Here is a 20,636-nt window from a genome sequence, read left to right as displayed (position 1 = left end):
TGTGTATTTTTTATGAAAAAGATTGCCAGTAAGGTAAAAAAAAGATATACTATACGAGTGCATAGTGAAGAAGTGTGTACAATGGAGAGAAGATCAAGGAGGAAATTTTATAAATGAAAAAAAGAGTGGTTGCCTGTATACTGGCAGTTGCCTGCATTGCATCTTTAAACGGATGTGGAAGCAAGTTTAACGGACAGGATACAGTGGTAGAAGTCGGAGATGAGAAAGTGACTGCAGATGTGGCGAACTTTTTTGCAAGATATCAGCAGGCGCAGTTTGAAACAACATATAGCAGTTATCTGGGAGATAATTTTTGGGGAAAAGAAGTTACAGACGGAAAGACTTATGAAGAGAATTATAAGGATTCAATCATGGATTCTCTGGAAGAAATGTATGTTCTGGATGAGCACAAGGATGATTATAAAGTTTCGCTAAGTGATGATGAGGAAAAAAGCATCGAGGATGCTGCGAAGAAATTTACTGACAGCAATGACAGTGCTGCAAAAGATACAGTATCGGGCGATGAAAAGACGGTAAAGAAAGTACTGGAACTTCTGACACTTCAGAAGAAGATGGAAACTGCCATGACTGCGGATGTAGATACGAATGTATCCGATGAGGAAGCAGCACAGAAGAAAATGCAGTATGTGCTGTTCTCTACAAAGACAACGGGCAGTGATGGAAAATCGACAGATATGTCAGATGACGAAAAAGCAGAAGTGAAAAAGAAAGCAGAAGATTTCCAGAAAGATGCGGCTTCGGCAGAAGATTTTTCTGTATTTGCAACAGCAGTAGGTGCATCAGCCACCGATCTGACATTTGACTCGGATACGACATCGCCAAACGAAGATCTGATCAAAGCTGCTGATAAGTTAAAAGAAGGCGAAGTAACAGACGTGATCGAAGCAGACAATGGCTATTATGTTGCAAAAGTAGTCAGCCTTCTTGACCGTGATGCAACGGATACCAAGAAAGAGTCCATTGTATCACAGAGAAAGAGTGACCAGTATCAGTCAATTTGTAAGAAATGGAAAAAGAAAACGGATATTAAAGTACATAAAAAAGTATGGAATACGATCAGTTTTGCTGATCAGGGCGTAACGGTTAAGAGCACGACCGAAGATACAGATACATCTTCAGACTCTTCATCAAAATAAGCGTCTGACTTAACAACAGGAAAGTACGACAGGAGGAGAGATTAGGATGGAATCAATAGGTATAGTATTGAAGGATATCATGGGAAACAGTGCGGTATTTATAGCAGGAAAAGAAGCCGTGATTGTTTCGGCGGTATCAATTGTTATATCAGTTTTCATTGGAATTTTAGGTTTGAAGCTGATCCGTGTCTGGAATGCAGTGATTGGATTTGTTGCAGGGGCATTGCTTGGATTTGCCGTGACATATCTTATGGGACTGGAAGCTGTTCCGGTACTGATCGCAGCCGGAGTTGCGGGTTTGGTTTTTGCAATACTGAACAGTGTATTTAAGAAATTCGGAGCTTTCTGGGTATGCTTTCTGGGAATGGCTGGCACAGTACTTGCGATTACAAATGCGGGAAACTGGATCATGCTGGCAGTCTGCGGAGCAGTCGGACTGATTTTCGCAATCCTTGCGATGATCTGGTTTGAACCGTTTGTGATTATTGCGACGGCATTAGCAGGCGGTTTTGGAGCAGGAATGATGATCTATGATCTGGCAGGTCTGAAAAATGTGATTTTCATGTGGATCATTTCGATTGGGATTACATTTATCGGAATCGTGATCCAGTTTATCATGAAGTCAAGTGAGATCAACAAGAAGCAGGTTCGAAGAGCAAATGCGATCAAGAAAGAAACATCAAAAGAAGAAGAAATAGAGATGGCAAGAACCATGCTGATCGATCTGGATGATGATGATGACGAGGATGAAGAATAGATAAGATGGATGAGAGGATGTATCAGAATGTGATACATCCTCTTTTGTATCTGATCAGGAATGGCTGGAAGAAACCGGTATTTCTTGCAGCGTTATAAAAAAAGAGGTATAATAAAAATAGTATCAACGATATAAGATCTGGAGATGAAAATATGAAGATAGATATGCATTGTCATGTAAGAGAAGGATCAATTGACAGCAAAGTGCCGATTGAAGAATTTATTAAAAAGCTGCAGTCTAAAGGCATTGGCGGAATGCTGGTTACAGATCATGACACCTATAATGGATATCGGCACTGGAAGAATACGATCAAAGGGAGAAAATACAAAGATTTTGTCGTATTGAAAGGAATAGAGTATGATACACTGGATGCGGGACACATTCTGATCATTATGCCACAGGGAGTAAAGATGCGCCTTCTGGAGCTGAGAGGGCTTCCGCTTTCGCTGCTGATTGATTTTGTGCATCACAATGGAGGAATCTGTGGACCGGCACATCCGTGTGGGGAAAAGTATCTGAGTTTTACGAATACGAAAAGATGGCAGAAATCTCCGGAGTTGATTGAAAAATTTGATTTTATAGAGACTTTCAATGCATGTGAGCCACCACAGTCCAATGAAGGGGCAAAGTATCTTGCTGAAAAATATGGAAAACCGGGAACCGGAGGAAGTGATGCGCATAAGCTGGACTGCGTCGGCATGGGGTATACGGAATTTCCGGTACGGATTGAGACAGAGCTGGATCTGATCCGGCAGATCAGGAAAAAAGGAGAGATCCAGTCCGGTGGGGAGTATTACACGAAGACGACAAAAGACAAAATTGGAAAATTCAATAAACTTCTGATCTTTTCTTTCTGGTTTTATAACCGGGGTGGTGCACTTCTGAAAAAGCACACACGCAAAAAGAAGATCAATAAAGAACAGCCACTTGATGCAATCGATCCAATCGAGATTCCGTATCTGGACAAGATCAAGAGGAAACATTAGTGAGTGGCAAAATTTACTTTTGATACTCACATCATAATTTTAAAGATAAAAAATCCATCTGATTTCTTTTTTTAAAAGAAAACCAGATGGATTTTTTATAACCTGTTATTTTTTGAGAGACATTTCCTTCAGTTTGTTTCTAAGATCTTCAAAGGATTCTTTGTAGTTGCGGCTCTGCATTTTCGGGAAAGCTTTCATGATACGCTTCTGCATATGAGAAGTTGCTTTGACATTTTCCAGGTAGCTTCTGCGAAGAAGAGCAATCCGTTCTTTTACTTCGTCAGAAACATCGGCAAGAGTGTCTGAAATTGCTTCCTGTTTTTCGGAAATAGCAGATTTAAATTCTTCCTGCTTCTCAGATACAGTATCTTTGAACTCTTCCTGTTTTTCCATAGCTGTAATGGTACGCTTGTAGATTGATTCACCAAGCTTGTCGGAAATCTGATGAAGTTCGTCTGCAATGGCCTGCATTTTTTCAAGACGTTTATTGAGCTTCAGGATACCGGATGCTGTTACATAGAGATCGGCAAGTCCGGCAATCACCAGAATACATACAAGAATGATACCGACAAGGAAAGGAATGTGTGAGAGCAGTGTGTCAATCAGTGGATGGAATACATCTACGATGAAAACACAGAACACTCCCCAGATCAGAGAAAACAAAAGGCACACATATCCATTCAGATTGAGCGGCATATTAGAATAATCCCACCATTTGTTATGGAAAACCTTTTCGAGAATGAACCCGGTCAGCCATTCGATTGCAGTAACAAGAATAGCACTTCCGAGATATAGCAGGAGCAGGTTGGAACGAAGCGGTGTCAGAAAATGAATGACTGCAACCACGCCGAAACCGTATACCGGACAGATCGGGCCATTTAAGAATCCACGGTTGACAAAACGACGTTCTTTAAAAGCGGCAAACGCAACTTCTGTACACCAGCCTAAAAAGGCATATATAAAGAAGCACTGAAATAAATAATATAGATGCTGTGCAGTCATAAAAAACCTCCTTGAGTCTGCTGCAAAAAATATGTAATCCTTTATATTATATACAGAAAGGAAAGATGTGTAAACGGAAAAATGTGCTATACTGAAAACATGACATGGAAGGAGCTGGTAAAATGCTGGAAGAAATGATGCCAAGATGGGTTCCGACAGAAAATGTAAATGGATTTGAAATCTGTCCCGGACTGTATCGTGATGAGGGTGCGACTGCATTTCAGTCGGCAGTTAATTTTACAGTGCATTCAAAAGGGGCTGTGACATGTGAACTTCTTCTGTTTCACAGAAAGGAACCGGAACCTTATGCGGTGATCCCATTCCCGGAAAACTGCCGGATCGGGGATGTATTTTCCATGATGGTATTCGGACTGGATATTGAAGAATTTGAATATGCGTACAGGCTGGACGGACCGTGGAAACCAAAGGAAGGTCTGCTGTTTGATAAAAAGCATATTTTACTGGATCCGTATGCAAAGGCAGTTACCGGGCAGAGTGTATGGGGAAAAGCACTAAATACAGGGGGATATCGTGCCAGAGTAGTCCGGAATAATTTCTTCTGGGGCAGTGAAAAGCCAGATAAGATCCCGATGGAAAAACTGATCATCTATGAGATGCATGTCAGGGGATTCACGAAGATGGACAAAAGTGTCCGTCATCCTGGAACCTTTGCCGGAATCAAAGAAAAAATTCCTTATCTGAAAACACTGGGGATTAATGCGGTGGAGCTAATGCCGATCTTTGAATTTGATGAACTGCAGGGGAGCCGTGAGGTTGATGGAAAGAAACTGATTGATTACTGGGGGTATAATACGGTCAGCTTTTTTGCGCCGAATACGAGCTATGCAGCATCAACGGAATACAACCGGGAAGGAGTAGAATTAAAAGAACTGATCCGGGAATTGCATGATAACCAGATTGAAGTAATCCTGGATGTGGTGTTTAATCATACGGCAGAAGGAAATGAATGCGGACCGTTTATTTCGTTTAAAGGATTTGACAATCAGATTTATTATATGTTGACACCCGATGGAAAATATTATAATTTCAGTGGCTGTGGAAATACTGTGAATTGTAATCATCCGGTGGTGATCAAAATGATCCAGGATTGTCTGCGATACTGGGTGGCAGAGTACCGGGTGGACGGCTTCCGGTTTGATCTTGCCTCGATCCTGGGAAGAAATGAGGATGGGTCACCGATGGAAAATCCACCACTCGTAAAGAATCTTGCCTATGATTCGCTGCTTGCAGACACAAAGCTGATCGCGGAGGCGTGGGATGCCGGCGGACTTTATCAGGTCGGAAGTTTTCCGGCATTCCGCAGATGGTCAGAATGGAACGGAAGATACCGGGATGACGTGCGGGAATATTTAAAAGGGGGACTTTGGGCAGCAGGAGCAGCGCTTCAGAGAATTGCCGGTTCTCCGGACATTTATGATACCAGAATCCGCGGAAAACATGCTTCTGTGAATTTCCTGACCTGCCATGATGGATTTACCCTGTATGATCTTTATTCGTATAACCAGAAGCATAATGAGGCTAATGGATGGGGAAATCTTGATGGAAGTGACGATAACCGGAGCTGGAACTGTGGGGCAGAGGGGGACACTGATCAGGTGATGGTTGTTGAACTGCGCCACCGGATGATGAAAAATGCTTTTGCGGTCCTGCTTTGCAGCAGAGGGACACCGATGTTCCTTGCAGGTGATGAGTTTGGCAATACTCAGTTCGGGAATAATAATGCCTACTGTCAGGATAACGAGATTTCCTGGCTGGACTGGACAAGAAAAGAAAAGTTTCAGGATGTATTTGATTTTTGTGCTTATATGACGGCATTTCGGAAACGGCATCCGTCGATCACAGGAGATGCAGGGGCGAGCAGTCTTGGATTTCCGGAGATCAGCTTTCACGGTGAAGTGCCGTGGAAACTGGATTTTTCCAGACCGGAGATCCGGACGGCGGCAGTCATGTTTGCCGGATATGATAACAAAATGGTAAAAGAAGACTGTGTGTATCTTCTGATGAATCCATACTGGGAAGATGTCTGGGTAGAACTTCCACAACTTCCTGGCGGATATAGTTGGCATGTGGCGGCAAATACTGGAGATAAAAAGCAGGAAATTTATCAGAATCCGGTACGGATTTCGGAGGAAAGAATTCTTGTGGGACCGAGAAGTGTGATCGTTCTGGAGGCAGATCAACAATAAAATACTATTGACAAGCGGGTACTCTTCCTTTATAGTAAGGGTACTCGTCTTTTATATTCTCTTTTCTGACCTGAAAAGGCAGAAGGAGAAACTTTTATGAAATATATGAAGAATCATTTTGCCGGAATACTAAGTGTGATTCTGGCGGTAGTATCATTGTCGGGCAGCAGTATGCCTGTCGTATCTGCAAACTCAGCAGAGAGAATCGCAAAGAAAGAAACGATTGTAAAACTTGATGAAAAATTAGGAGCAGAGCCGGGAAAAGTGCTTGAGGAGTTAAAAAAACACGAAAAGGACGGTTATTATCTGGGAACGCCTTACAGCGGATATCCTCTGACAGCAGAGAACTGCATGCGTCCGAACGGAGCCTACGGTGGAAATGGGGCAATGAACTGTACCGGGTTTGTCGCTTATGTTCTGGAAAAATGTGGAGCGGATCTGTCAGGAATTGACAAAGGAAGTCTTCGTGGCGGCAAGGTCAATGCGAGCAACTGGTTTCATTGGATGACAGACAATGCCGTGGAATCCTATCATTACAACACCATTGAGGAACTGCTTGCGGGCGGAAAAGCGCAAAAAGGAGATGTGATCTATTTTGAGCCGGTTTCCTGGGAGGAAGAAGATGCAGACTGCCATATCGGATTTTTCTGGGGAGATAATAGCAACGATAACCGGTTCTGGCATTCGGCATCTATCCCGTCGAGTGGTAATCAGATTTCACAGCTTGTGGCAAAATCCAGATCAACGATATATCTTTTTAAGACAACCCATAATGGAAGCCTGGAGATCATGAAGAGCTCTGCAAGGTCAGAGATTACGGCTGATAATCAGCTCTACTCACTGGAAGGGGCAGAGTATACCGTCTGTAAAAGTGGGACATCCGAGGCAGTCTGCGTAATCCGGACAGACAAGAAAGGATATGGGAAGGCAGAAAATCTGCCGGAGGGTTCCTATGACATCAAAGAGACTAAAGCACCGAAAGGCTATGTACTGGACACAAAGATACGGCAGATCACGGTGAATGCCGGACAGACCGTGACCTATGAGTGTCAGGATGAACCGGAAAAGACAAAGGTGGAAATTTTGATCCGGAAGCAGGATGCGGAAACAGGGAAAGGGCAGGCGCAGGCAGGACTTTCTCTTGCGGGAGCTGAATTTCATGTGGCATTTTTTGATAGCATTTTTGACAATCAAAATGAGATCGGTGTGAAGGTGCCGCTCAGGAGTTGGAAGCTGAAGTCGGATGCGGATGGTGTGGTCCGTATGGATGAGGCGCACCTGATCAGCGGAGATCCGTTTTTTGAAAATAACGAGCTTCCGCTTGGAACGATTACGGTATGGGAGATGCATGCGCCGGAAGGGTATCTGGTGGACACCGTTACACATTGTATCAGGACTGGAACGGAGCAAAATGGAAGCTATAAAGCCCTGAAAATATGGAATCCAGTGGAAATAAAGGAAAAGCTCATCCGTGGGGATTTAAAGCTGGTGAAAGCGGCAGATAAAACCTTGAAAAGACTGGCGGATATCCCATTTCGGATCACATCGCAGGCAACTGGGGAGAGCCATGTGATCCGGACAGACAAAAACGGGGAGGCTTCGACCGGTGCGTACTGGAATCTGCATACGGTCAACACGAATAAGGGGGAAACAAGTGAAGATGGGATCTGGTTCGGGGAAGGAACTCCGGATAATACAAGAGGAGCGCTTCCTTATGGAACGTATCTGGTGGAAGAACTGTCTTGTAAAAATAATGAAGACCGGATGCTGATTCCTGCGTTTGAGGTGGAAGTAACAAAGGAAATGCGAGTAATTGATCTGGGGACACTGACAAATGATGAACATCCCGTACCGGAGATCGGGACAAGAGCATCTGACCGGGAAACGGGAACGCATAACGGGAAACGGACAGAACAGGTAACGGTCATAGATCAGGTAAAATGGAAAAATCTGGAGATTGGAAAAGAATATGTAGTTAAAGGCACACTAATGAATAAGGAGACCAAAGAGCCGGTTCTACAGGATGGAAAAGAAGTAACAGTAGAGAAAAAGCTGATCCCGGATACAGATTCCGGAGAACTTCAGATGGAATTTACGTTTGATGCAACGAAGCTTAACGGAGAACAGGTTGTTGTATTTGAGGAAGTGTATCTGGAAGAGAAGCTGGTTGCAGTGCACGCAGATCTGGAGGACGAAGGACAGAGTGTAACCTATAAAAAGGAAAAGCAGGTAGAAGAGGAAAAACCGGAAAGTCCGGAAAAGCCAAAGGAAACTGAGAAAGCAAAGACGGTTGCAACAGGAGATGGATCTTATGTAAAGATTCTGGTATTTCTGATCGGTGTTATTCTGACCGGGGCACTGCTCCTGTGTTTTCTTCTGAGCCGGATGTGGGGACGAATGTGGAAACGCAGATAAGGATGGCATTGCACTTGAAAGGTTCTTATGCTATAATCGCTAAATAGGAAAATACTTTAGCAGATTGCTGAAGTGAATCAGAAAGAATAAGAAGGGTGGAGAACCATGAATTTACTTTATAAGAGTACAAGAGATGCAGAAAAGACAGTAACAGCTTCCCAGGCAATCTTAAAAGGGCTGGCAGATGACGGCGGATTATTTGTACCGGTTTCGATTCCGAAGCTTCCGGTGTCGCTTGGTGAGCTCAAAGAGATGACCTATCAGGAAATCGCATATACAGTTATGAAGGAATTCCTGACAGACTTTACAGAAGAAGAGCTGAAGAGCTGTATCGCAAAGGCTTACGACAGTAAGTTTGATACCGAAGAGATTGCACCGCTTGCGAAGGTGGAGGATGCTTATTATCTGGAATTGTTCCACGGAGCAACGATCGCATTCAAAGATATGGCACTTTCCATTCTTCCGCACCTTCTGACTACTTCTGCAAAGAAAAATCAGGTGAAGAATGAGATCGTCATTCTGACTGCAACATCCGGGGATACAGGAAAAGCTGCACTTGCAGGATTTGCAGATGTAGAAGGAACCAAGATCATCGTATTCTATCCGAAGAACGGAGTCAGCCGCGTACAGGAGCTGCAGATGGTAACACAGAAAGGAGACAATACTTCTGTTGTTGCGATCCACGGTAACTTTGACAACGCACAGAGCGGTGTGAAGGCAATGTTCGAGAACAAAGAGCTGGAAAAAGAGTTAAATGAAGCAGGCTACCAGTTCTCATCTGCCAACTCCATCAATATCGGACGTCTGGTTCCGCAGGTTGTATATTATGTATATGCTTATGCGAAGCTTCTTCAGAATGAAGAGATTGCGGAAGATGAAGAGATCAATGTAGTTGTACCGACCGGTAACTTTGGAAATATTCTGGCTGCATACTACGCAAAGAATATGGGAATCCCGATTGCAAAGCTGATCTGTGCATCCAATGAGAACAAAGTTCTCTATGACTTCTTCCAGACAGGAACTTATGACCGTAACCGTGAATTTGTTCTTACAACATCTCCGTCTATGGATATTCTGATCTCCAGCAACTTAGAGCGTCTGATCTACAAGATCTCAGGAGAAGATGCAAGAAAAGATACGGATCTTATGACTGAGCTGAAGACAAAGGGAAGTTACGCGATTACAGGTGAGATGAAAGCAAACCTGGCTGATTTTGCGGCAGGATATGCGACAGAAGAGCAGGTCGCAAAGACAATCCATGATATATACGAAGATACCGGTTATGTAATGGATACCCATACGGCGGTAGCTGCAACGGTGTATAAAGCTTACAGAGAAGACAGTAAAGATGACAGAAAGACAGTAATCGCATCCACAGCAAGTCCATACAAATTTGCAGGAAGCGTTATGTCAGCGATCGATTCGAAGTATAAAGGACAGGATGATTTCAAACTGATCGAGGAGCTTCAGAAAGTATCCGGTACAGAGCTTCCGAATGCCATCAAAGAGATCATGAATGCCGAGATCCGTCACAATACGGAATGTGATGTGGATCAGATGGAGCAGACTGTTAAGAATATTCTTGGCGTAAAATAGACAGGAGAAGGCAAAAGAATGAACGGAATGGAAGGAATTTTCGGGATCATTGGTATTGGGGCGGGATTGTATAGCCTGTATGCATGGTTTCAACTTAAATTCAAAGGAATCATCAATACATCAATTCTTGTACCAAAAGATACGAATATAAAGAAGTGTAAGGATAAGGAAGCATACAGGGCAGCAGCAGGACCGAAGCTTCTTGTGCTTGCGGTAGTGCTGATCTTGTACGGCGCAGAAGATCTGTATAATACTTATGTGCAGAGTACAGGAAAATTATTCTGGGTGATGTTAGTGCTGGTACTTGCAGTACTGGTATGGTTTGCATGGACAGTCAAAAAGCTGAATGCAAAGTATTTTTAAAATCAGATCACAAAATAAAGGAAAAGGGAAGGTGCAGACAAAAAGAGCTGCACCTTCTTATTTCATTTGGCGGAAAAATTTGTTACAATAAAAGTATTGCATGGCAGAGAAAATGTGATGGGGATAAAAGAAAATGTCATGCGAGAGATGAAATGCCGGAAGATTCCGATCCGTTTCAGGATGGAACCGTATTAAAAGAAGCATTTGACAGACTGAATAAATATGTAGTAGGGTAGATGAGATTTGATGGAAAATGTATTTGAGATATTAAAAGATTTACCAAAGCCGGGGGATTACGTTCTTTTGACAGTGGCAAAAGGATCCGCAGCCGGAGAAAAAGCAATTTTGGCAGAGAAAAAAATAATCTGGGAAAGTAAAGAAAACGGTTTCTTTTCAGCACATTTTTCAGAAGCAGGAGACTTGAAAAAGTGCGGACTTTATGAAATCAGAGAGCAGCAGGTGTTTTGTGATATAATTGGAGGGCAGGAGCATCTGGTCATTTGTGGCGGTGGTCACGTATCGGTGCCGGTGATCAAAATCGGGATTATGCTTGGATGGAAGGTCACGGTTCTTGAAGATCGTCCGCAGTTTGCCGATCATGCCAGAAATGCGGGGGCAACGGAAGTAATCTGCCAGCCGTTTGAAGATGCCTTGGATCAGATCGAAGGAGACAAGGATACGTATTTTGTTGTACTGACCAGAGGTCACAGATATGATCAGGTTTGTCTGGAGAAGATCGCTGGGAAGGAACATGCTTATATCGGAATGATCGGAAGCCGGCGAAGAAGTGCGATGGTAAAGCAGAATCTGATTGAAAAAGGATGCAGCCAGGAAGTAATCGGCGAGATAAAAAGTCCGATTGGTCTGAACATCGGTGCTGAGACACCGGAGGAGATCGGTGTGGCGATCATGGCGGAAATCATCGAAGTAAAGAATCAGAACAAGAGAGTCTGCGGTTATCCGGAAGACTTGCTGGAAGCAATCCTGGATATCGCTCATCCGGGAAAGAAGATGCTTGCAACGATCATTACAAGAAAGGGTTCTGCACCAAGAAATGTGGGATCCAAGATGCTGATCCTGGAAGACGGCAACTGTGTTGGAACCATCGGAGGCGGCTGTATGGAGGCAGAGGTTTTAAGAAAAGCGAGAGTCATGATGCATGAAAATAATACAGGACTAAAGACAGAATATGTGGATATGACCGGAGATGATGCGGAGGAAGAAGGCATGGTCTGCGGCGGTACGATCGAGGTGTTACTGGAACCACTCTGGAATTAAGAAAGGATGGAAAAGGCTGTGAGAGATTCTTATGGGCGAACAATTGAATATATGAGAATTTCAATCACAGACCGCTGTAATCTGCGATGCAGGTACTGCATGCCGGATGGCGCAAAGTGGATTCCTATGTCAGAAATCCTGACTTATGAGGAGATTGAACGAATCTGCAGGGAGGCTGTCCGGATCGGGATTACCAGGTTTAAGATTACCGGAGGGGAGCCTCTGGTCAGAAAAGGATGTGCAGATCTGATCCGGATGATCCGGCAGATTCCGGGCACAGAAGAAGTAACAATGACGACAAATGGGGTTCTTCTGGGTGAGAATCTGGAAGATCTTCTTGCAGCGGGGCTGGATGCGGTGAATATCAGTCTGGATACACTGATTCCGGAAAAATATCAGGAGATTACCGGGGCAGATGAACTGGAAAGAGTCAGAAAATCCATTTTCATGGCAGAAAAAAGCGAGATCCGGGTAAAGATCAACACGGTCCTGCAAAAAGGAGTCAATGATGAGGAATGGAAAAGTCTGGCAGAGTTGGCGAAAAAGAACAAGCTGGATGTCCGTTTTATTGAATTGATGCCGATTGGACAGGGAAGAGCAGAGAATGGCATTTCCGGTGCCTGGGTGCTTGGAAAACTGAAAGAAGCTTATGGGATAGAAGGAGAGTTTTATCCGTTAGAGGGACGGTTTGGGAACGGACCTGCTGTGTATTATCAACTGCCTGGTTTTCAGGGGAAAATCGGTCTGATCAGTGCATTGCATGGAAAATTCTGTGACAGATGTAACCGGATCCGGATGACATCAACCGGAAAGTTAAAAGCGTGTCTGTGCTATGCAGATACTATCTCAGTTTTTGAGGCAGCAAGACACGGATCGGAAGAAGAAATCCGGAAATGTCTCGAACAGGCGATCCGTGGAAAACCGAAGATGCATCATTTTGAGGAGCAGAATTTTATTACAGAACAGAAAAATATGTCACAGATCGGAGGATAAACATAAAAATGGGAAGACTGAAGGGAATCTGCATCAGTGAAAAGAGAGGAACCGAAAAACATGAGGTTCGTGAAGCCATGGTCAAAATGGACTGGGGGATTGAAGGAGATGCGCACGGTGGTAAATGGCATCGTCAGATCAGTCTGCTTTCCGATGAAAAGATTCAGGAATTTCGTGCAAAAGGGGCAGAAGTTGCGTATGGTGCATTTGGTGAAAATCTGATCGTGGAGGGATTTGATTTTCGCGCGCTTCCGGTTGGAACAAGATTTCATATCGGAGATGTGGTACTTGAGATGACACAGATTGGAAAAGAATGCCACAGTCATTGTCAGATTTATAAGAGAATGGGTGACTGCATTATGCCAAGAGAGGGCGTTTTTGCAGAAGTCGTCACCGGAGGTCATATCAAGGTAGGAGATGAAGTTGTCATGGAACAGGTGAAAAGTGACCGTCCATTTTCAGCGGCAGTTATTACTTTAAGTGATAAAGGCTCTGCCGGAGAACGAGAAGACAAAAGCGGACCCATGATTGTCGAAATGTTGAAAGATGTCGGATATGATATTAAAGAAACGATTTTATTACCGGATGAGCAGAAAAAACTGGAAAAAGAGCTGATCAGACTGGCTGATCAGAGACAGATTAATGTGATCTTCACCACCGGAGGAACCGGATTCTCCGAGCGGGACCGGACACCGGAGGCGACGGTAAATGTCTGTGACCGGATGGCAAACGGAATAGCAGAGGCAATCCGGAATTATTCGATGACGATCACAAAGCGTGCTATGTTCAGCAGAGCTGTATCAGGTATCCGAAAAAAAACGCTGATCATCAATCTTCCGGGAAGTCCCAAAGCAGTACAGGAAGCACTGGAGTTTCTGCTTCTTGAACTTGGACATGGGCTTGGAATCCTCCGGGGAACAGAAGGCGAATGTGCCAGAAAATAAAGAGGTTAAAAATCATGAGTGGATTTACACATTTTAACGAAGATGGTAATGCAGTGATGGTAGATGTGGGGGAAAAGGCTGAGACAAAAAGAGAAGCACTTGCATCAGGGGTGATCCGCATGTCGGAAGAATGCTTTCAGAAAGTAAAGGAAGGCAGCATGAAAAAAGGAGATGTTCTTGGCGTAGCAAGAATTGCCGGGATTATGGGTGCAAAAAAGACAGCAGAACTGATTCCGCTGTGCCATCTGTTAAACCTTACCAAAGTCGAGATTGATTTTGAATATCTGGAAGAAGAGCATGGGATCCGGGCAATCTGCCATACGGCATGTACTGGCAGGACCGGTGTGGAAATGGAAGCACTGACCGGGGTAAATACCGCTCTTCTTACAATCTATGATATGTGCAAGGCGGTTGACCGGGGAATGGAGATCAGAGAAATCCATCTGCTTGAAAAGTCCGGTGGAAAAAGCGGGAAATGGGTACGTTAAACGTATTTTAATTTCTGGTAAAAAAAGTAAATATCTTCAACGATTAACAGTTGAAAAAACACGGCTGATGGTCTATAATAGGCTTTAGAAAACCTGGAATGTTCGAGACTTCCGTATTTTTGAACCTACAATACTTTAAACGGGATTCTTATATCTCTGTAATATGTCAGGCCCTCATTGCGCAGGGGAAGGCAGAAAAGCAGATGCGGTCGCCCACCTAGCGGAGTGCTAGGAGTCAAAAAACGGAAAACGGCATTTCGGGGGACTACAAAAGATAAAGGACAGTTGCGAGAGCAACTGTTTTTTTGGGTTTTCAAAGAAGTGAAAATGTGATAAACTATTTTGAAAAATGAAACTGCCGATAAGATAAATGGAGTTATTATATGATGAAAACGATAAACAAGATTCGGGAAATTACAGGGCAGGTGTCACAAAAGCATGTGGGAGCATACGCGGCCCAGTCTGCTTATTTTTTTGTGCTGAGTATGATCCCGATTATTTTGCTGCTTCTTGCTATCATACAATATACTCCGGTGACAAAAGCAGATGTTATGACTGCAGTGGTAAATTTGTTTCCGGAGACAAATATGCAGGATTTTATGGTTGGCATTGTAAATGAAGTATATAACCAGTCGAAGACGGTCATTCCGATTACTGCGATTGTAGCATTGTGGTCAGCAGGTAAAGGAGTACTTGCGGTTAGTACAGGACTGAACTGTGCATATGAGCTTCGTGAGACACGAAATTATGTATTTTTAAGAATCCGGGCATCCATCTATACGATCCTGTTCATTGCAGCAATTGTGATGGCTCTGGTACTTTCTGTGTTTGGTAATAATATCAGTATTTTTATATATCACAAAATTCCGTTTCTTGCGGAGACGACGGATATGATCATGCGTTTGAGAACGGTGATTTCATTTGTTGTTATGACTGGAATTTCGCTTCTGGTATATCACTTTTTGCCGAACCGGAAGCTTCCGTTCCGGGATTTGATTCTGGGATCTATTTTCTGTTCTCTGGGATGGCTGGTGATCTCGTTTGTTTTTTCAATGTACCTGACAATCTTCAAAGGATTTTCCGGTCTGTACGGAAGTATGACGGCGATCATTCTTGTGATGCTGTGGCTGTATTTCTGTATGTATGTGATGCTGCTGGGAGGGCTTATTAACTGTATCTGGGTAGATGCAAAGCGGGATATCCTGGAAAAGGATTAGTTCTGCAAAAAGCAGCATCCAGGTTCCGGAATATGATTTTGCGTAGATAAACGGTGAATCTATCAGATAAAACCGCTTGACATAAAAAAATCATATGTTACAATAATTAAGTATATGACATATCATAAAAGCAATGACCGTGTAAGTAGTGAACTGTTTTCCGACAGAGAAGGAGAATCCCCGGCTGTAAGTTCTCCCCGGTTCAGGCAGGAAACGAATTTCCCACGTGAGCTGCGTTTTTGAAAATAAAGTAGAAAACGACGTCCCTGCACGTTACGCAGTCCGAGTGCCTGTTATTCAAATAGCAGGAAACAGGGTGGTACCGCGATTTATCTCGTCCCTTTTTAGGGGCGATTTTTTTTATATATTAGGAAAGTGTTCTTTCCTAATATATAAAAACGCTCCGCGAGGATGTGCACTGCGGCGTATAAGGAAGATGTCACAAGCGATCGCCGCAGGTGCCAGAATGTGCCAAAGCACATTCTTTTTTCTTCCACAGGAAATTTTATTTCCTGTTATAGTCGCAAATGAATAGCCAAAACAAGTTTTAAGGAGGATATCATGAAAGAAAGACTTGAGAGCATCAAACAGGAAGCCATTAAGCAGATCCAGGCTTCTGATGTACCGGAGAAATTAAATGATGTACGTGTCAAATTCCTTGGTAAAAAAGGAGAACTGACAGCCGTATTAAAAGGAATGAAAGATGTAGCTCCGGAAGAACGTCCGAAGGTAGGACAGCTTGTGAATGAGACAAGAGCTGCTATCGAAGAACTTCTTGATGAGACAAAGAAGAAAATGGATGCTGCAATCCGTGAAGAAAAATTAAAACAGGAAGTTATTGACGTAACACTTCCTTCCAAGAAAAATACAGTAGGTCATCGTCATCCGAATACGATCGCTCTGGAAGAAGTAGAACGTATCTTCATCGGTATGGGATATGAAGTTGTGGAAGGACCGGAAGTAGAATATGACCTTTACAACTTTGAAAAACTGAATATTCCTGCAGATCATCCGGCAAAAGATGAACAGGATACATTCTATATCAACAAAGACATCGTGCTTCGTACCCAGACATCACCGGTTCAGGCACGTGTGATGGAACAGGGCAAGCTCCCGATCCGTATGATCGCACCGGGACGAGTATTCCGTTCTGACGAAGTGGATGCAACTCATTCACCATCCTTCCATCAGATCGAAGGACTGGTAATCGATAAAAATATTTCCTTTGCTGACTTGAAGGGAACTCTGGAAGTATTTGCAAAAGAACTTTTCGGACCGGATACCAAGACAAAATTCCGTCCGCATCATTTCCCATTCACAGAGCCAAGTGCAGAAGTAGACGTATCATGCTTCAAGTGTGGCGGAAAAGGCTGCCGTTTCTGTAAAGGATCAGGATGGATTGAAATCCTTGGCTGTGGTATGGTTCACCCACACGTACTCGAAATGTGCGGAATCGATCCGGAAGAATACACTGGATTTGCGTTCGGAGTAGGACTTGAAAGGATCGCCCTTCTCAAATACGAGATCGACGACATGCGCCTCCTCTACGAGAACGATATCAGATTCTTAAAGCAATTCTAGTGAGCACAAAATCAAAGAGCAGCGCGGAGAGCTGCTGGATTTTGGAGTCTGAATAAGGGAAATTTATAAACAAATCAGAAGGAGATATAAAATGGATACTTCATTATCATGGATTAAAGCGTATGTTCCGGAACTTGACGTAACAGCGCAGGAATATACAGATGCAATGACTCTTTCCGGAACAAAGGTAGAAGGTTTTACAAAGCTGGATGCTGATCTGGATAAGATCGTAGTAGGACAGATTGAGAAAATTGAGAAACATCCGGACGCAGATAAACTGATCATCTGTCAGGTAAATGTAGGAACAGAGACCGTACAGATTGTTACAGGTGCTCCGAACGTAAAAGAAGGAGACAAGGTACCGGTTGTTCTGGATGGCGGACGCGTTGCGGGCGGACATGAGCCTGGACAGAGAGTAGAAGGCGGAATCAAGATCAAAAAAGGAAAACTTCGTGGAGTCGACAGCTACGGAATGATGTGTTCCATCGAAGAACTTGGTTCAGACAGAAATATGTACCCGGAAGCACCGGAATATGGAATCTACATTTTTGATGATGACGCAGTTGTCGGAGAAAGTGCAGTAAAGGCACTCGGACTGGATGATGTCGTATTTGAATACGAGATCACCTCCAACCGTGTAGACTGCTTCAGCGTGGTTGGCATCGCAAGAGAAGTTGCAGCTACATTCCACAAAGAATTCAAGCCACCGGTTGTAACACCAACCGGAAATGATGAAGATGTCAATGATTACATCAAAGTAAAAGTAGAAAATACAGACCTTTGCCCACGTTACTGTGCAAGAGTCGTAAAAAATATCAAGATCGGACCTTCACCGAAATGGATGCAGAGAAGACTTTCTTCCGTAGGAATCCGTCCGATCAACAACCTTGTTGATATCACAAACTATGTAATGGAAGAATACGGACAGCCAATGCATGCTTATGATCTGGATACCATCGCAGGTCATCAGATCATCGTCCGCAATGCCCAAAAAGGAGAAAAATTCGTAACACTGGATGGTCAGGAAAGAGAAATGGATGATTCTGTTCTGATGATCTGTGATGGCGAAAAAGCGGTAGGTATTGCCGGAATCATGGGTGGCGAAAATTCCATGATCACTGACAATGTACAGACCATGTTATTTGAAGCTGCATGTTTTGATGGAACCAACATCCGTAAATCCAGCAAGAAAGTCGGACTTCGTACCGATGCATCCGGTAAATTTGAAAAGGGACTGGATCCGAATAATGCAGAGGATGCAATCAACCGTGCCTGCCAGCTGATCGAAGAAATGGGAGCCGGTGAAGTTGTCGGAGGAATGGTTGATGTATATAGCAAGAAAAAAGAACCTGTACGTGTACCATTTGATGCCGACAAGATCAATGCACTTCTCGGAACAGACATCCCGGAAGAAGATATGATCAAATATTTTGAAAAGATCGACCTGGAATATGATGCAGAAGCAAAAGAAGTGATCGCACCAACCTTCCGTCATGACTTATTCCGTATCGCCGATCTTGCGGAAGAAGTAGCAAGATTCTACGGATATGATAATATCCCGACTACACTGCCTACAGGTGAAGCTACAACTGGTAAGCTTTCTTTCAAGCTTCGTGTGGAAGAAGTAGCAAGAAATATTGCAGAATTCTGTGGATTCAGCCAGGGAATGACTTATTCATTTGAAAGCCCGAAGGTATTTGACAAGCTCCTCCTCGACAAGGATGATCCGATGCGTCAGGCAATCCAGATCATGAACCCGCTTGGAGAAGATTACAGTGTCATGCGTACAACATCTCTGAATGGTATGCTGACATCTCTTGCAACAAACTACAACAGAAGAAATAAAAATGTCCGTCTGTACGAGCTTGGAAATATTTATCTTCCAAAGGCACTTCCACTGACAGAACTGCCGGACGAAAGAATGCAGTTTACACTTGGAATGTACGGAGATGGAGACTTCTTCAGTATGAAAGGTGTTGTAGAAGAGTTCTTTGAAAAAGTCGGACTTCATAAGAAAGAAACCTATGATCCAAATGCAGGAAAGAACTTCCTTCATCCGGGACGTCAGGCAAACATCGTTTACGATGGAAAGGTTGTCGGATACATGGGTGAGGTTCATCCGGAAGTTGCTGATATCTATGGAATCGGTGAAAGAGCATACGTTGCTGTCATTGATATGCCACAGATCACAGAGCTTGCAACATTTGAAAGAAAATACGAAGGAATTGCAAAATACCCGGCAGTCAGCCGTGATATCAGTATGGTAATGCCAAAATCCATCCTGGTAGGACAGGTTGAAGAAGTGATTGAGAACAAGGGTGGCGCTTATCTGGAAAGCTATAAGCTGTTCGATATCTATGAAGGCGCTCAGATCAAGGCAGGCTTCAAGTCTGTTGCTTACTCTATCACATTCCGTGCAAAAGATAAGACTCTGGAAGAAGCTGACATTTCAGCTGCTATGAACCGTATCTTAAAGGCACTGGAGGAAATGGGTATCGAGCTTCGTAAGTAGGCGAAAAGAGGTCAAAAGAATGAAACGACAGGATTTTTATTTTGATTTACCGGAAGAGCTGATCGCGCAGGATCCGCTTGAAGACAGATCCAGTTCCAGACTGCTTGTTCTTGATAAAAAAACCGGTGCAACCAGTCATCACATTTTCCGTGAGATCAAAGATTATCTCAAACCGGGAGACTGCCTTGTGATCAATGATACCAAGGTCATCCCGGCAAGACTGATCGGTGAAAAAGAAGGAACCGGCGGAAAAGTCGAAGTGCTTCTTTTGAAACGAAAAGGAAATGATGTCTGGGAAACACTTGTAAAACCAGGAAAGAAGATGAAACCCGGAGCAAGAGTCAGCTTCGGGGACGGTCTTCTGAAAGGGGAAGTTCTGGAGGTTGTAGAGGAAGGAAACCGTCTGATCCATTTTGAATACGAAGGAATTTTTGAAGAGATTCTGGATCAGCTTGGACAGATGCCGCTTCCGCCTTACATCACCCACCAGCTGGAGGACAAGAATCGTTACCAGACCGTGTATGCAAAGCATTCCGGATCTGCGGCTGCTCCGACGGCAGGACTGCATTTTACACCGGAGCTTCTGGAAGAAATCAAAGCAGAAGGTGTGGAGATTGCGCATGTAACGCTTCATGTCGGACTTGGAACTTTTCGTCCGGTAAAAGCGGATGATATTCTGGATCACCATATGCATTCGGAATTCTACCGGATCGAGGCATCTGAGGCAGAAAAGATCAACCGTGCAAAAGAGAGCGGACATCGGGTGATCTGCGTCGGAACGACAAGCTGCCGGACCGTAGAATCTGCGGCTGATGAAAACGGAAAGTTAAAAGAGTGCAGTGGATGGACAGAGATTTTCATCTATCCGGGCTATAAATTCAAGGTACTGGACTGCCTGATCACGAACTTCCATTTACCGGAGTCAACGCTGATCATGCTGGTAAGTGCGCTTGCCGGAAGAGAGCATGTGCTTGCGGCATATGAAGAAGCAGTTAAAGAGAGATATCGATTTTTCAGCTTTGGGGATGCTATGATGATTGTGTAGCCTCCAAATCTAACAAATGTGAGGTTATCCCAGAAATCAGGAAAAGTAAATAATGGGACAAAGAGAAACCCAGGAGTGTAAATGCTCCTGGGTAT

Annotated in this window: 17 protein-coding genes, 1 other RNA gene and 1 other annotated feature; of the genes, 17 read left to right on the top strand and 1 reads right to left on the bottom strand. The window is 43.7% G+C overall.

What is annotated here, in order from left to right:
• Positions 1–113: 113 nt before the first annotated feature.
• The 3 genes from PGR14_RS02320 (at position 114) to PGR14_RS02310 (ending at position 2,900) form a co-directional block, all read left to right on the top strand.
• Positions 114–1,157 (top strand): peptidylprolyl isomerase, encoded by a 1,044-nt coding sequence (locus tag PGR14_RS02320; protein WP_055246496.1) that lies wholly within the window; start codon positions 114–116, stop codon positions 1,155–1,157.
• Between the two features lie 46 nt (positions 1,158–1,203).
• Positions 1,204–1,914, top strand: a complete 711-nt coding sequence (locus tag PGR14_RS02315) for a transmembrane protein (protein ID WP_055246499.1) — start codon at positions 1,204–1,206, stop codon at positions 1,912–1,914.
• Positions 1,915–2,066: 152 nt separating this feature from the next.
• Positions 2,067–2,900, top strand: a complete 834-nt coding sequence (locus PGR14_RS02310) for a PHP domain-containing protein (protein WP_055246501.1) — start codon at positions 2,067–2,069, stop codon at positions 2,898–2,900.
• Positions 2,901–3,005: 105 nt separating this feature from the next.
• Here the strand turns inward: PGR14_RS02310 and PGR14_RS02305 are convergent, their stop codons facing one another.
• Entirely contained in the window at positions 3,006–3,902 is an 897-nt protein-coding gene (locus PGR14_RS02305; protein WP_008371868.1) for a putative ABC transporter permease, read from the bottom strand.
• A gap of 122 nt (positions 3,903–4,024) precedes the next feature.
• Between PGR14_RS02305 and glgX the strand changes: the two genes are divergently transcribed.
• The 14 genes from glgX (at position 4,025) to queA (ending at position 20,541) form a co-directional block, all read left to right on the top strand.
• Positions 4,025–6,109: a glycogen debranching protein GlgX gene (glgX, locus tag PGR14_RS02300; protein WP_242859457.1), complete on the top strand. Its 2,085-nt coding sequence runs from the start codon at positions 4,025–4,027 to the stop codon at positions 6,107–6,109.
• A 96-nt stretch (positions 6,110–6,205) separates the two neighbouring features.
• Positions 6,206–8,524 (top strand): VaFE repeat-containing surface-anchored protein, encoded by a 2,319-nt coding sequence (locus tag PGR14_RS02295; protein WP_055246504.1) that lies wholly within the window; start codon positions 6,206–6,208, stop codon positions 8,522–8,524.
• Positions 8,525–8,629: 105 nt separating this feature from the next.
• Complete coding sequence (gene thrC / locus PGR14_RS02290) at positions 8,630–10,120, top strand: threonine synthase (RefSeq protein ID WP_055246506.1); 1,491 nt, start codon at positions 8,630–8,632, stop codon at positions 10,118–10,120.
• Between the two features lie 18 nt (positions 10,121–10,138).
• A complete protein-coding gene (locus PGR14_RS02285) occupies positions 10,139–10,483 on the top strand; it encodes a hypothetical protein (protein ID WP_022220753.1) in 345 nt (114 codons plus the stop codon).
• A complete protein-coding gene (locus PGR14_RS02280; RefSeq protein ID WP_055246508.1) occupies positions 10,447–10,719 on the top strand; it encodes a hypothetical protein in 273 nt (90 codons plus the stop codon). Before PGR14_RS02285 ends, PGR14_RS02280 begins: the two co-directional genes overlap by 37 nt.
• Positions 10,720–10,729: 10 nt before the next feature.
• Complete coding sequence (locus PGR14_RS02275; protein WP_055246510.1) at positions 10,730–11,761, top strand: XdhC family protein; 1,032 nt, start codon at positions 10,730–10,732, stop codon at positions 11,759–11,761.
• 18 nt (positions 11,762–11,779) lie between these two features.
• Positions 11,780–12,754 (top strand): GTP 3',8-cyclase MoaA, encoded by a 975-nt coding sequence (gene moaA, locus PGR14_RS02270; RefSeq protein ID WP_044998967.1) that lies wholly within the window; start codon positions 11,780–11,782, stop codon positions 12,752–12,754.
• Positions 12,755–12,762: 8 nt separating this feature from the next.
• On the top strand, positions 12,763–13,698 hold the full coding sequence (locus PGR14_RS02265) for an MOSC domain-containing protein (RefSeq protein ID WP_055246512.1): 936 nt from the start codon (positions 12,763–12,765) through the stop codon (positions 13,696–13,698).
• Positions 13,699–13,712: 14 nt separating this feature from the next.
• Positions 13,713–14,186, top strand: coding sequence for a cyclic pyranopterin monophosphate synthase MoaC (moaC, locus tag PGR14_RS02260; protein ID WP_055246514.1), 474 nt, complete (start codon positions 13,713–13,715; stop codon positions 14,184–14,186).
• A gap of 87 nt (positions 14,187–14,273) precedes the next feature.
• Positions 14,274–14,454, top strand: a non-coding RNA gene (gene ssrS, locus PGR14_RS02255) — 6S RNA.
• Positions 14,455–14,569: 115 nt separating this feature from the next.
• Complete coding sequence (locus PGR14_RS02250) at positions 14,570–15,403, top strand: YihY/virulence factor BrkB family protein (RefSeq protein ID WP_082421134.1); 834 nt, start codon at positions 14,570–14,572, stop codon at positions 15,401–15,403.
• A 124-nt stretch (positions 15,404–15,527) separates the two neighbouring features.
• Positions 15,528–15,748 (top strand) — a binding site (T-box leader).
• 216 nt (positions 15,749–15,964) lie between these two features.
• Complete coding sequence (pheS, locus tag PGR14_RS02245) at positions 15,965–16,984, top strand: phenylalanine--tRNA ligase subunit alpha (protein WP_008371846.1); 1,020 nt, start codon at positions 15,965–15,967, stop codon at positions 16,982–16,984.
• A 91-nt stretch (positions 16,985–17,075) separates the two neighbouring features.
• The gene (pheT, locus tag PGR14_RS02240; protein WP_055296794.1) at positions 17,076–19,496 is read left to right on the top strand and encodes a phenylalanine--tRNA ligase subunit beta; all 2,421 of its coding nucleotides are present in this window, start codon (positions 17,076–17,078) and stop codon (positions 19,494–19,496) included.
• A gap of 19 nt (positions 19,497–19,515) precedes the next feature.
• Complete coding sequence (queA, locus tag PGR14_RS02235; RefSeq protein ID WP_177999076.1) at positions 19,516–20,541, top strand: tRNA preQ1(34) S-adenosylmethionine ribosyltransferase-isomerase QueA; 1,026 nt, start codon at positions 19,516–19,518, stop codon at positions 20,539–20,541.
• Positions 20,542–20,636 lie beyond the last annotated feature (95 nt).

The sequence above is a fragment of the Coprococcus sp. AF99-45 genome (assembly GCF_027663865.1).
GTDB lineage: Bacteria > Bacillota > Clostridia > Lachnospirales > Lachnospiraceae > Allocoprococcus > Allocoprococcus comes.
This window is presented reverse-complemented; position numbering and strand designations above follow the sequence as displayed.

Excerpts from the sequence above, each read along its gene's own strand:
- PGR14_RS02305 (WP_008371868.1), bottom strand. The coding sequence starts at position 3,902 with ATGACTGCACAGCATCTATATTATTTATTTCAGTGCTTCTTTATATAT.
- PGR14_RS02310 (WP_055246501.1), top strand. The coding sequence starts at position 2,067 with ATGAAGATAGATATGCATTGTCATGTAAGAGAAGGATCAATTGACAGC.
- PGR14_RS02295 (WP_055246504.1), top strand. The coding sequence starts at position 6,206 with ATGAAATATATGAAGAATCATTTTGCCGGAATACTAAGTGTGATTCTG.
- pheS (WP_008371846.1), top strand. The coding sequence starts at position 15,965 with ATGAAAGAAAGACTTGAGAGCATCAAACAGGAAGCCATTAAGCAGATC.
- PGR14_RS02280 (WP_055246508.1), top strand. The coding sequence starts at position 10,447 with ATGGACAGTCAAAAAGCTGAATGCAAAGTATTTTTAAAATCAGATCAC.
- moaC (WP_055246514.1), top strand. The coding sequence starts at position 13,713 with ATGAGTGGATTTACACATTTTAACGAAGATGGTAATGCAGTGATGGTA.
- PGR14_RS02285 (WP_022220753.1), top strand. The coding sequence starts at position 10,139 with ATGAACGGAATGGAAGGAATTTTCGGGATCATTGGTATTGGGGCGGGA.
- thrC (WP_055246506.1), top strand. The coding sequence starts at position 8,630 with ATGAATTTACTTTATAAGAGTACAAGAGATGCAGAAAAGACAGTAACA.
- glgX (WP_242859457.1), top strand. The coding sequence starts at position 4,025 with ATGCTGGAAGAAATGATGCCAAGATGGGTTCCGACAGAAAATGTAAAT.
- PGR14_RS02320 (WP_055246496.1), top strand. The coding sequence starts at position 114 with ATGAAAAAAAGAGTGGTTGCCTGTATACTGGCAGTTGCCTGCATTGCA.
- pheT (WP_055296794.1), top strand. The coding sequence starts at position 17,076 with ATGGATACTTCATTATCATGGATTAAAGCGTATGTTCCGGAACTTGAC.
- PGR14_RS02250 (WP_082421134.1), top strand. The coding sequence starts at position 14,570 with ATGATGAAAACGATAAACAAGATTCGGGAAATTACAGGGCAGGTGTCA.
- PGR14_RS02275 (WP_055246510.1), top strand. The coding sequence starts at position 10,730 with ATGGAAAATGTATTTGAGATATTAAAAGATTTACCAAAGCCGGGGGAT.
- PGR14_RS02265 (WP_055246512.1), top strand. The coding sequence starts at position 12,763 with ATGGGAAGACTGAAGGGAATCTGCATCAGTGAAAAGAGAGGAACCGAA.
- queA (WP_177999076.1), top strand. The coding sequence starts at position 19,516 with ATGAAACGACAGGATTTTTATTTTGATTTACCGGAAGAGCTGATCGCG.
- PGR14_RS02315 (WP_055246499.1), top strand. The coding sequence starts at position 1,204 with ATGGAATCAATAGGTATAGTATTGAAGGATATCATGGGAAACAGTGCG.